A 12234-nucleotide genomic window follows, 5' to 3' on the forward strand; every position below is an offset into this window, starting at 1 on the left:
TTAAAGTTGTTATCAACTTCCCGAAGCGATATCGGATAAAGGAGGAGTAATGGATATAACACCTTTCCTTCATGCGCTTTGTGCTGTGGCTGCGCAGTTACTGATTGGTCTTTTTACCGGAAACTGGGCTTACGGTGCTATAGCCGGTTGTACGTTCTTCATTGCGCGTGAACACACCCAGGCAGAATATCGCTGGATTGAAATGTTCGGGCATGGCAAGCGTATGAATATGCCGTGGTGGGGCGGTTTTGATCCGCGCGCTTGGGATGTGGCAAGCCTGATGGATTTTGCTGTGCCGGTGGTGGCATGTCTGCTGGTCTGGCGGTTAGTTAATTGTGGGTGAAAAAGCACGTTGCCGATATTGTATCATCGGCAACTATCACCTCAGCCTCTTTTCTCCATCATCTGACCTCATACCCTGGTGAGCTTTATATGCCGACAGTGCTAGTAGTCGCTAGTCGTGAGAATTAACTAGATCATTGTCAGGTGCTGGCGGCACTATCAGGAAACCTTCCGCTTATCTTTCTTTAGGTTCGGATGGTGTGCATCTGTATTAATTTGTGGTTACCATTAATTCGATGAATAAATAGTGTTATTTTTTGTCTCATTCCTTTTCCGTTTGTACCAACAATCAGCGATATAAAGTCACAATTATCAACTAAAACAGCCTGGTTAGACGATGTACTTCATTGAAGCGATGACAATGTTAGTCAATGTCAAACAGAGATAGTGCAATCACTACTTTTTTAGTGTTACCATGATTTTACTGGGTGAAAAACTTGCTGTGTCGATTTTTCATTTGTGTACCAAATTGTGTACCAATTTAGCGACTGTTGGCTAGATGGATGCGCAATGAATTGAAAACAAACAAATTTTCTCTTTGTATGTGATCTTTCGTGTGGGTCACCACTGCAAATAAGGATATAACATGCCTGTTATTACTCTTCCTGATGGCAGCCAACGCCATTACGACCACGCTGTAAGCCCCATGGATGTTGCGCTGGACATTGGTCCAGGTCTGGCGAAAGCCTGTATCGCAGGGCGCGTTAATGGCGAACTGGTAGATGCGTGCGATTTGATTGAAAACGACGCTAAACTGGCGATCATTACCGCTAAAGACGAAGAAGGTCTGGAGATCATTCGTCACTCCTGTGCGCACCTGTTAGGGCACGCAATTAAACAACTTTGGCCGCATACCAAAATGGCAATCGGCCCGGTTATTGACAACGGTTTCTATTACGACGTTGATCTTGACCGCACGTTAACCCAGGAAGATGTCGAAGCACTCGAGAAGCGGATGCATGAGCTTGCTGAGAAAAACTACGACGTCATTAAGAAGAAAGTCAGCTGGCACGAAGCGCGTGAAACGTTCGTTAAACGCGGCGAGAGCTATAAAGTCTCCATCCTGGACGAAAACATCGCCCATGATGACCAGCCTGGCCTCTATTTCCACGAAGAATATGTCGATATGTGCCGCGGTCCGCACGTACCGAATATGCGTTTCTGCCACCATTTCAAACTGATGAAAACGGCAGGGGCCTACTGGCGCGGCGACAGCAACAACAAAATGTTGCAACGTATTTATGGTACTGCGTGGGCAGATAAAAAAGCCCTCAACGCGTATCTGCAGCGTCTGGAAGAAGCCGCTAAACGCGACCACCGTAAAATCGGTAAACAGCTCGACCTGTACCATATGCAGGAAGAAGCGCCGGGTATGGTGTTCTGGCATAATGACGGCTGGACCATCTTCCGTGAACTGGAAGTGTTCGTTCGCTCTAAACTGAAAGAGTACCAGTATCAGGAAGTTAAAGGCCCGTTTATGATGGACCGCGTCCTGTGGGAAAAAACCGGTCACTGGGAAAACTATAAAGATGCAATGTTCACCACCTCTTCTGAGAACCGTGAATACTGCATTAAGCCGATGAACTGTCCGGGTCACGTACAAATCTTTAACCAGGGGCTGAAGTCGTATCGCGATCTGCCGCTGCGTATGGCCGAGTTCGGTAGCTGCCACCGTAACGAGCCGTCAGGATCCCTGCACGGCCTGATGCGCGTGCGTGGTTTTACCCAGGATGACGCGCATATCTTCTGTACTGAAGAACAAATTCGCGATGAAGTTAACGGATGTATCCGTTTAGTCTATGATATGTACAGCACTTTTGGCTTCGAGAAGATCGTGGTCAAGCTTTCCACTCGTCCTGAAAAACGTATTGGCAGTGACGAAATGTGGGATCGTGCTGAGGCGGACCTGGCAGTTGCGCTGGAAGAAAACAACATCCCGTTTGAGTATCAACTGGGTGAAGGCGCGTTCTACGGTCCGAAAATTGAATTTACCCTGTATGACTGCCTCGATCGTGCATGGCAGTGCGGTACAGTACAGCTGGACTTCTCCTTACCGTCTCGTCTGAGCGCTTCCTATGTAGGCGAAGACAACGAGCGTAAGGTTCCGGTAATGATTCACCGTGCAATTCTTGGGTCGATGGAACGTTTCATCGGTATCCTGACCGAAGAGTTCGCTGGTTTCTTCCCGACCTGGCTTGCGCCGGTTCAGGTTGTTATCATGAACATTACGGATTCACAGTCTGAATACGTTAACGAATTGACGCAAAAACTATCAAATGCGGGCATTCGTGTTAAAGCAGACTTGAGAAATGAGAAGATTGGCTTTAAAATCCGCGAGCACACTTTGCGTCGCGTCCCATATATGCTGGTCTGTGGTGATAAAGAGGTGGAATCTGGCAAAGTTGCCGTTCGCACCCGCCGTGGTAAAGACCTGGGAAGCATGGACGTAAATGAAGTGATCGAGAAGCTGCAACAAGAGATTCGCAGCCGCAGTCTTAAACAATTGGAGGAATAAGGTATTAAAGGCGGAAAACGAGTTCAAACGGCGCGTCCTAACCGTATCAATGGCGAAATTCGCGCCCAGGAAGTTCGCTTAACAGGTTTGGAAGGCGAGCAGCTTGGTATTGTGAGTCTGAGAGAAGCTCTGGAGAAAGCTGAAGAAGCCGGAGTAGACTTAGTCGAGATCAGCCCTAACGCCGAGCCGCCGGTTTGTCGTATAATGGATTACGGCAAATTCCTCTATGAAAAGAGCAAGTCTTCTAAGGAACAGAAGAAAAAGCAAAAAGTTATCCAGGTTAAGGAAATTAAATTCCGTCCTGGTACAGATGAAGGCGACTATCAGGTAAAACTCCGCAGCCTGATTCGCTTTCTCGAAGAGGGTGATAAAGCCAAAATCACGCTGCGTTTCCGCGGTCGTGAGATGGCGCACCAGCAAATCGGTATGGAAGTGCTTAATCGCGTGAAAGACGATTTGCAAGAACTGGCAGTGGTCGAATCCTTCCCAACGAAGATCGAAGGCCGCCAGATGATCATGGTGCTCGCTCCTAAGAAGAAACAGTAAGGCCATCAAGTAATCATTCCTGTGGGCCTCGGCTCACAGGGTGATTCGCCTTTGTTTCTGTTTATCAACAATGCGAAGTGGAAGTTATTAAAATGCCAAAAATTAAGACCGTACGCGGTGCTGCTAAGCGCTTCAAAAAAACCGGTAAAGGTGGTTTTAAGCACAAGCACGCTAACCTGCGTCACATTCTGACCAAAAAAGCGACCAAACGTAAACGTCACCTGCGTCCGAAAGCCATGGTTTCCAAAGGCGATCTGGGCCTGGTAATCGCGTGCCTGCCGTACGCATAAGCCGTTAACGTTTTTTAACTTTTTAATTAGAATATAGATACAGGAGAGCACATATGGCTCGCGTAAAACGTGGTGTTATTGCACGCGCACGTCACAAGAAAATTTTGAAACAAGCTAAAGGCTACTACGGTGCGCGTTCTCGCGTATACCGCGTTGCCTTCCAGGCTGTTATCAAAGCTGGTCAGTATGCTTACCGTGACCGTCGTCAACGTAAGCGTCAGTTCCGTCAACTGTGGATTGCGCGTATCAACGCAGCAGCACGTCAGAACGGTATTTCTTACAGCAAATTCATCAATGGCCTGAAAAAAGCCTCTGTTGAAATCGACCGTAAGATCCTGGCTGATATCGCAGTATTCGACAAAGTAGCGTTCACCGCTCTGGTTGAAAAAGCGAAAGCAGCTCTGGCATAAGCCAGTTGAAAGAGGGAGCTAGTCTCCCTCTTTTCGTTTCAACACCATCAAAACATTGACTTTTATCGCCGTAGCCTTTTCAATAAAGGTCTTTTGAAAAGTACCAAAAGGTAACGCAAGCAATGAATGCTGCTATTTTCCGCTTCTTTTTTTACTTTAGCACCTGACTCCAGGAGGCTAGCGCGTGAGAAGAGAAACGGAAAACAGCGCCTGAAAGCCTCCCAGTGGAGGCTTTTTTTGTATGCGCGTTTTGAAAAATAAAAAGCCTGTCTCATCAGGCGTAATTGTCGCAGCCAGTCTGGACACGGCCAGCGCGGAGAAACCGGAGCGTACTTAAGTACGTGAGGATTTCGAGCACTGCCCGGGACCAAAATGGCAAGTAAAATAGCCTGATGGGATAGGCTCTAAGTCCAACGAACCAGTGTCACCACTGACACAATGAGGAAAACCATGTCACATCTCGCAGAACTGGTTGCCAGTGCGAAGGCGGCCATTAGCCAGGCGTCAGATGTTGCCGCGTTAGACAATGTGCGCGTCGAATATTTGGGTAAAAAAGGGCACTTAACCCTTCAGATGACGACCCTGCGTGAGCTGCCGCCAGAAGAGCGTCCGGCAGCTGGTGCGGTTATCAACGAAGCGAAAGAGCAAGTTCAGCAGGCGCTGAATGCGCGTAAAGCTGAACTGGAAAGCGCAGCGCTGAATGCGCGTCTGGCTGCGGAAACTATCGATGTTTCCCTCCCTGGTCGTCGTATCGAAAACGGTGGCCTGCACCCGGTTACCCGCACTATCGACCGTATCGAAAGTTTCTTCGGTGAGCTTGGCTTTACCGTGGCAACCGGGCCGGAAATCGAAGACGATTATCATAACTTCGATGCTCTGAACATTCCTGGTCACCACCCGGCGCGCGCTGACCACGACACTTTCTGGTTTGACGCTACCCGCCTGCTGCGTACCCAGACCTCTGGCGTACAGATCCGCACCATGAAAGCCCAGCAGCCGCCGATTCGTATTATCGCGCCTGGCCGCGTTTACCGTAACGACTACGACCAGACTCACACGCCGATGTTCCATCAGATGGAAGGTCTGATTGTTGATACCAACATCAGCTTTACCAACCTGAAAGGCACGCTGCACGACTTCCTGCGTAACTTCTTTGAAGAAGATTTGCAGATTCGCTTCCGTCCTTCCTACTTCCCGTTCACCGAACCTTCTGCAGAAGTGGACGTCATGGGTAAAAACGGTAAATGGCTGGAAGTACTGGGCTGCGGGATGGTGCATCCGAACGTGCTGCGTAATGTTGGCATCGATCCGGAAGTTTACTCCGGTTTCGCCTTCGGTATGGGGATGGAGCGTCTGACTATGTTGCGTTACGGCGTCACCGACCTGCGTTCATTCTTCGAAAACGATCTGCGTTTCCTCAAACAGTTTAAATAAGGCAGGAATAGATTATGAAATTCAGTGAACTGTGGTTACGCGAATGGGTGAACCCGGCGATCGATAGTGATGCGCTGGCGAATCAAATCACGATGGCGGGCCTGGAAGTTGACGGTGTAGAACCGGTTGCCGGTAGCTTCCACGGCGTGGTTGTTGGTGAAGTGGTTGAATGTGCGCAGCATCCGAATGCTGACAAACTGCGAGTGACCAAAGTCAATGTCGGTGGCGATCGCCTGCTGGACATCGTCTGCGGCGCGCCAAACTGTCGTCAGGGCCTGCGTGTGGCGGTAGCAACTATTGGTGCTGTACTGCCGGGCGATTTCAAAATTAAAGCCGCGAAACTGCGCGGTGAACCGTCTGAAGGGATGCTGTGCTCCTTCTCTGAGCTGGGTATTTCTGACGATCATAACGGTATTATCGAACTGCCTGCGGATGCGCCAATTGGCACCGACATCCGTGAATACCTGAAACTTGATGACAACACCATCGAAATCAGTGTGACGCCAAACCGTGCAGACTGCTTAGGCATTATCGGCGTAGCGCGTGATGTTGCCGTGCTGAACCAGCTTCCGCTGGTTGAACCGGAAATTGTCCCGGTCGGTGCAACCATCGATGACACGCTGCCGATTGCGGTAGAAGCGCCGGAAGCCTGCCCGCGTTATCTTGGCCGCGTAGTAAAAGGCATTAACGTTAAAGCGCCAACTCCGCTGTGGATGAAAGAAAAATTGCGTCGTTGCGGGATTCGTTCTATCGATGCAGTGGTTGACGTCACCAACTACGTGCTGCTCGAACTGGGTCAGCCGATGCACGCTTTCGACAAAGATCGCATTGAAGGCGGCATTGTGGTGCGGATGGCGAAAGAGGGCGAAACGCTGGTACTGCTCGACGGTACCGAAGCGAAGCTGAACGCTGACACCCTGGTCATCGCCGACCACAACAAGGCGCTGGCGATGGGCGGTATCTTCGGTGGCGAACACTCTGGAGTGAATGACGAAACGCAAAACGTCCTGCTGGAATGCGCGTTCTTCAGCCCGCTGTCTATCACCGGTCGTGCTCGTCGTCATGGCCTGCATACTGATGCTTCTCACCGTTATGAGCGTGGTGTTGATCCGGCACTGCAGCACAAAGCAATGGAACGTGCGACCCGTCTGCTGATCGATATCTGCGGCGGTGAAGCTGGCCCGGTTATCGATATCACTAACGAAGCAACGCTGCCGAAGCGTGCGACCATCACTCTGCGTCGTAGCAAACTGGATCGTCTGATCGGCCATCATATTGCCGATGAGCAGGTCACTGACATTCTGCGTCGTCTCGGCTGTGAAGTTACCGAAGGCAAGGACGAGTGGCAGGCTGTTGCACCGAGCTGGCGTTTCGACATGGAGATTGAAGAAGATCTGGTCGAAGAAGTCGCGCGTATTTACGGCTACAACAACATCCCGGATGAGCCGGTACAGGCAAGCCTGATTATGGGCACTCACCGTGAAGCTGACCTGTCTCTCAAGCGCGTGAAAACGCTGCTCAACGACAAAGGCTATCAGGAAGTGATCACCTATAGCTTCGTTGATCCGAAAGTGCAGCAGATGATCCACCCGGGCGTTGAAGCCTTACTGCTGCCAAGCCCGATTTCCGTTGAAATGTCGGCAATGCGTCTTTCTCTGTGGACCGGTCTGCTGGCAACTGTAGTGTACAACCAGAACCGTCAGCAAAACCGTGTGCGCATTTTTGAAAGCGGTCTGCGCTTCGTGCCAGATACGCAGGCGCCATTGGGCATTCGTCAGGATCTGATGTTAGCCGGTGTGATTTGCGGTAACCGTTACGAAGAGCACTGGAACCTGGCAAAAGAGACTGTTGATTTCTATGATTTGAAAGGCGATCTTGAATCCGTTCTCGACCTGACCGGTAAACTGGCTGATGTTGAGTTCCGTGCAGAAGCGAATCCGGCACTGCATCCGGGACAATCCGCAGCGATTTATCTGAAAGGTGAACGTATTGGTTTTGTTGGGGTTGTTCATCCTGAACTGGAACGTAAACTGGATCTTAACGGTCGCACTCTGGTGTTTGAACTGGAGTGGAACAAGCTCGCAGACCGCGTGGTGCCTCAAGCGCGCGAGATTTCGCGCTTCCCGGCGAACCGTCGTGACATCGCGGTTGTGGTTGCAGAAAACGTTCCCGCAGCGGATATTTTATCCGAATGTAAGAAAGTTGGCGTAAATCAGGTAGTTGGCGTAAACTTGTTTGACGTGTACCGCGGTAAGGGTGTTGCGGAGGGGTATAAGAGCCTCGCCATAAGCCTGATCCTGCAAGATACCAGCCGTACACTCGAAGAAGAGGAGATTGCCGCTACCGTCGCCAAATGTGTAGAGGCATTAAAAGAGCGATTCCAGGCATCATTGAGGGATTGAACCTATGGCGCTTACAAAAGCTGAAATGTCAGAATATCTGTTTGATAAGCTTGGGCTTAGCAAGCGGGATGCCAAAGAACTGGTTGAACTGTTTTTCGAAGAGATCCGTCGCGCTCTGGAAAACGGCGAGCAGGTGAAACTCTCTGGTTTTGGTAACTTCGATCTGCGTGATAAGAATCAACGCCCGGGACGTAACCCGAAAACGGGCGAGGATATTCCCATTACAGCACGGCGCGTGGTGACCTTCAGACCCGGGCAGAAGTTAAAAAGCCGGGTCGAAAACGCCACACCCAAAGACGAGTAATCTGATCTAACTAAAAAGGCCGCTCTGCGGCCTTTTTTCTTTTCACTGTCGAAGAGTCACCGTAAAATCAACGGAATGACACTTCAGCAGAACGGATACCATGCTGACACTTGCCCGCCAACAACAGCGACAAAATATTCGCTGGTTATTATGCCTGTCAGTTTTGATGCTGCTGGCGCTTCTCTTAAGCCTTTGCGCTGGTGAACAATGGATTTCACCTGCCGGCTGGTTCACTCCTCGTGGCGAACTGTTCGTCTGGCAAATTCGCCTGCCACGTACCCTGGCTGTATTGCTGGTTGGCGCGGCGCTGGCGTTATCAGGCGCGGTCATGCAGGCGCTGTTTGAAAACCCTCTTGCGGAGCCGGGGCTGCTTGGCGTCTCTAACGGCGCTGGAGTGGGGCTTATCGCCGCTGTATTGCTTGGGCAAGGGCAGTTACCGAACTGGGCGCTGGGGCTGTGTGCGATTGCTGGCGCGCTTATTATCACCTTAATTCTCTTGCGTTTTGCCCGCCGTCATCTTTCAACCAGCCGATTGCTGCTGGCTGGTGTTGCGCTGGGTATCATCTGTAGCGCGTTAATGACGTGGGCCATCTACTTTTCCACGTCTGTTGATTTACGCCAACTGATGTACTGGATGATGGGCGGCTTTGGCGGTGTGGACTGGCGGCAAAGTTGGCTGATGGTGGCCTTGATTCCGGTGTTGCTGTGGATTTGCTGTCAGTCCCGACCAATGAATATGTTAGCGCTGGGTGAAATCTCGGCGCGACAACTGGGGTTACCACTGTGGCTCTGGCGCAATGTGCTGGTCGCGGCTACCGGTTGGATGGTCGGTGTCAGTGTGGCGTTGGCTGGCGCTATTGGGTTTATTGGCCTGGTTATCCCGCATATTCTGCGGCTGTGCGGATTAACCGATCACCGGGTATTACTTCCCGGCTGCGCGCTGGCAGGTGCTACTGCGTTGCTGCTTGCCGATATTGTTGCTCGACTGGCGCTGGCTTCCGCAGAGTTACCGATTGGTGTGGTCACCGCCACCCTGGGTGCGCCGGTGTTTATCTGGTTATTGTTAAAAGCAGGACGTTAGCCGCATAAAGACGGTCTATGATTAAAAGCTAAGATTTTTTACTGACCTTTTCCAGGAGACACGATGCAAGATCCCATTCTGACCACCGTAGTGAAGACGATTGACGGGGAAGTGACCACGCTGGAGAAATATGCCGGTAATGTGCTGCTGATTGTCAATGTCGCTTCAAAGTGTGGCTTAACGCCGCAATATGAACAGTTGGAGAACATCCAGAAAGCCTGGGCCGATCGTGGTTTCGTCGTGCTGGGATTTCCGTGCAACCAGTTCCTTGAACAAGAACCTGGTAGTGATGAAGAAATTAAAACTTATTGCACCACCACCTGGGGCGTGACGTTCCCAATGTTCAGTAAAATTGAGGTCAATGGCGAAGGGCGTCATCCGCTATATCAAAAATTGATTGCCGCAGCGCCCACGGCGGTGGCACCGGAAGAGAGCGGTTTCTACGCGCGAATGGCCAGTAAAGGTCGTGCGCCACTGTACCCTGATGATATTTTGTGGAATTTTGAAAAGTTTCTGGTGGGTAGAGACGGAAAGGTCATCCAGCGTTTTTCCCCGGATATGACGCCGGAAGATCCTATTGTAATGGAAAGCATTAAACTGGCGTTGGCAAAATAATGTCTATTGTGATGCAGTTACAGGATGTAGCGGAATCAACCCGCCTGGGGCCGCTTTCTGGCGAGGTCCGGGCAGGGGAGATCCTGCATCTGGTGGGTCCGAACGGCGCGGGCAAGAGCACCTTGCTGGCGCGAATGGCGGGGATGACCAGTGGTCAGGGAAGCATTCAGTTTGCAGGTAAACCACTGGATACCTGGCCCGCAACAAAACTCGCCCTGCATCGCGCCTATCTTGCACAACAACAGACGCCGCCGTTTGCTATGCCAGTCTGGCATTACCTGACCATGCACCAGCACGATAAAACGCGAACCGATCTGCTAAATGATGTCGCAGGGGCGTTGGCCCTTGATGACAAACTCGGTCGAAGCACCAATCAACTATCCGGTGGTGAATGGCAACGTGTCCGTCTTGCTGCTGTGGTGCTACAAATCACGCCGCAAGCGAATCCGGCAGGTCAATTACTTCTCCTTGATGAACCCATGAACAGCCTTGATGTTGCCCAGCAAAGCGCGTTAGATAAAATTTTGAGCGCGCTCTGTCAGCAAGGCGTGGCGATTGTGATGAGCAGTCACGATCTTAACCACACATTGCGTCACGCGCATCGGGCGTGGTTACTTAAACAAGGAAAACTGCTTGCCAGTGGGCGGAGAGATGAAGTACTAACGCCGCCGAATCTGGCCCAGGCTTATGGCATGAGCTTCCGTCGTCTGGACATTGAAGGTCACCGAATGCTGATTTCGACCACCTGATTTCATTAGCATCTTGAAAAACGGGTAATTTCGACGCTAAATTAATGCAAGAATAAAAAACAGAGGATTCGTACGGAATGCGTTTCTGCCTAATTTTAATTACAGCACTGTTTCTGGCCGGGTGTAGCCATCATAAAGCGCCGCCGCCAAACGCCAGGCTTTCTGACTCCATTACTGTCATTGCCGGTTTGAACGATCAACTACAGAGCTGGCATGGTACGCCGTATCGTTATGGCGGCATGACTCGACGTGGAGTGGACTGTTCGGGTTTCGTGGTTGTGACGATGCGTGACCGTTTCGACTTACAGTTGCCACGCGAAACAAAACAACAGGCCGCTATCGGTACCCAAATTGATAAAGAAGAATTGCTGCCAGGCGATCTGGTCTTTTTCAAAACAGGTTCCGGGCAAAATGGTTTACACGTGGGTATTTACGATACCAACAATCAATTCATTCACGCCTCTACCAGCAAGGGGGTGATGCGTTCTTCCCTCGATAATGTCTACTGGCAGAAAAATTTCTGGCAGGCGAGACGAATCTAGTATCTCAATAAATGGACGGTGCTGATACCGCACCGTCTGTTAACTCCTGAATACAGTAGTATTTTGCAGACAAAAATACCGCAAATGGAATATTCGTTTATACTCAGGATAATCTAAAAAAAGGACCCCTGAAAAAGTGGTTAACATGGAACAAATGAAAGTTATTCCCTCTGTATTTGTTATGCCTTATGGCCTCAAACTTTTTATCTGGATGTTGAAAAAAATCCGAAGAGAGGGGCTGTTACCATGAAGGTCTTACTGGAGAATCTTTATCATTCTGATTACTATTTTCTACCGATAAGAGACAGCCAACAAAATCTTGTTGGGGTTGAGTTAATAACCCATTTCTCCAGTGACGACGGTACGGTGCGCATCCCGACGACACGGGTTATTGCACAACTTTCAGAGGAGCAGCATTGGCAATTATTTGCCGAAAAGTTGGAATTACTAAAATCATGCCAACATTTTTTTATTCAACATAAACTCTTTGCCTGGATTAATTTAACGCCACAAGTAGCAAAGTTATTATTAGATAGGGATAATTACGCAAGCAAACTATTAAAAATTCCCTTTGCTGAATTGATGATTAATGAAAATTATCCTCATCTTAATGAGGGAAAAGATAATTATGAACTTTTGCACTTATCGCAAATTTTTCCATTGGTTTTGGGAAATTTGGGGGCGGGCAACAGTACAATGAAGGCTGTTTTTGATGGGCTTTTCACTCGCGTCATGCTGGATAAAGGTTTTATTCAGCAACAAATAGTCCATAAATCTTTCGCGCCTTTTATTCGTGCGCTCCATGCGCAAATTTCACCTTGTTGCAATTGTATTATTGCTGCTGGTATTAATACACCGGAGATGTTGGCGCAGATGGTGCCGTTTGGTTTCCATGCTTTTCAGGGATGCTTGTGGCCCGCAGTTCCCGTAAGCCAGATAACAACGCTGGTCCAGCGATAACCCTCTTGTTTGCTGGTGTTTAAGACGAGAGTAACCGTCTACAC

Annotated in this window: 14 protein-coding genes and 1 other annotated feature; all 14 genes read left to right on the top strand. The window is 49.9% G+C overall.

Annotated elements, in window-relative coordinates; all coding sequences use genetic code 11:
• Positions 1 to 49: 49 nt before the first annotated feature.
• The 14 genes from FEK66_RS17000 to FEK66_RS17065 all read left to right on the top strand — a co-directional run bounded on the left by FEK66_RS17000 (position 50) and on the right by FEK66_RS17065 (position 12190).
• Positions 50 to 343 (top strand): hypothetical protein, encoded by a 294-nt coding sequence (locus FEK66_RS17000; protein ID WP_135493955.1) that lies wholly within the window; start codon positions 50 to 52, stop codon positions 341 to 343.
• Positions 344 to 928: 585 nt separating this feature from the next.
• Entirely contained in the window at positions 929 to 2857 is a 1929-nt protein-coding gene (gene thrS, locus FEK66_RS17005) for a threonine--tRNA ligase (RefSeq protein WP_130208286.1), read from the top strand.
• A 3-nt stretch (positions 2858 to 2860) separates the two neighbouring features.
• On the top strand, positions 2861 to 3403 hold the full coding sequence (gene infC / locus FEK66_RS17010) for a translation initiation factor IF-3 (RefSeq protein WP_001700733.1): 543 nt from the start codon (positions 2861 to 2863) through the stop codon (positions 3401 to 3403).
• A gap of 92 nt (positions 3404 to 3495) precedes the next feature.
• Complete coding sequence (gene rpmI / locus FEK66_RS17015; protein ID WP_001124225.1) at positions 3496 to 3693, top strand: 50S ribosomal protein L35; 198 nt, start codon at positions 3496 to 3498, stop codon at positions 3691 to 3693.
• Between the two features lie 53 nt (positions 3694 to 3746).
• The gene (gene rplT / locus FEK66_RS17020; protein ID WP_000124850.1) at positions 3747 to 4103 is read left to right on the top strand and encodes a 50S ribosomal protein L20; all 357 of its coding nucleotides are present in this window, start codon (positions 3747 to 3749) and stop codon (positions 4101 to 4103) included.
• Between the two features lie 116 nt (positions 4104 to 4219).
• Positions 4220 to 4344 (top strand) — a sequence feature (Phe leader region).
• Positions 4226 to 4270, top strand: a complete 45-nt coding sequence (gene pheM / locus FEK66_RS25715) for a pheST operon leader peptide PheM (protein WP_001386830.1) — start codon at positions 4226 to 4228, stop codon at positions 4268 to 4270. It overlaps the preceding feature by 45 nt.
• Positions 4345 to 4553: 209 nt before the next feature.
• A complete protein-coding gene (gene pheS / locus FEK66_RS17030) occupies positions 4554 to 5537 on the top strand; it encodes a phenylalanine--tRNA ligase subunit alpha (protein ID WP_000018588.1) in 984 nt (327 codons plus the stop codon).
• A gap of 14 nt (positions 5538 to 5551) precedes the next feature.
• Complete coding sequence (pheT, locus tag FEK66_RS17035) at positions 5552 to 7939, top strand: phenylalanine--tRNA ligase subunit beta (protein ID WP_135493953.1); 2388 nt, start codon at positions 5552 to 5554, stop codon at positions 7937 to 7939.
• 4 nt (positions 7940 to 7943) lie between these two features.
• Positions 7944 to 8243, top strand: a complete 300-nt coding sequence (gene ihfA, locus FEK66_RS17040; RefSeq protein ID WP_002440155.1) for an integration host factor subunit alpha — start codon at positions 7944 to 7946, stop codon at positions 8241 to 8243.
• Between the two features lie 100 nt (positions 8244 to 8343).
• On the top strand, positions 8344 to 9324 hold the full coding sequence (gene btuC, locus FEK66_RS17045; RefSeq protein ID WP_135493951.1) for a vitamin B12 ABC transporter permease BtuC: 981 nt from the start codon (positions 8344 to 8346) through the stop codon (positions 9322 to 9324).
• A 63-nt stretch (positions 9325 to 9387) separates the two neighbouring features.
• On the top strand, positions 9388 to 9939 hold the full coding sequence (gene btuE, locus FEK66_RS17050; protein WP_130208280.1) for a bifunctional thioredoxin/glutathione peroxidase: 552 nt from the start codon (positions 9388 to 9390) through the stop codon (positions 9937 to 9939).
• A complete protein-coding gene (gene btuD / locus FEK66_RS17055) occupies positions 9939 to 10688 on the top strand; it encodes a vitamin B12 ABC transporter ATP-binding protein BtuD (RefSeq protein ID WP_130208278.1) in 750 nt (249 codons plus the stop codon). Before btuE ends, btuD begins: the two co-directional genes overlap by 1 nt.
• 77 nt (positions 10689 to 10765) lie before the next feature.
• On the top strand, positions 10766 to 11230 hold the full coding sequence (locus FEK66_RS17060; RefSeq protein ID WP_130208276.1) for an NlpC/P60 family protein: 465 nt from the start codon (positions 10766 to 10768) through the stop codon (positions 11228 to 11230).
• 246 nt (positions 11231 to 11476) lie between these two features.
• Entirely contained in the window at positions 11477 to 12190 is a 714-nt protein-coding gene (locus FEK66_RS17065; protein WP_130224663.1) for an EAL domain-containing protein, read from the top strand.
• The last annotated feature ends 44 nt before the right edge of the window (positions 12191 to 12234 follow it).

The organism is Escherichia sp. E1130, from assembly GCF_005781065.1.
Lineage (GTDB): Bacteria > Pseudomonadota > Gammaproteobacteria > Enterobacterales > Enterobacteriaceae > Escherichia.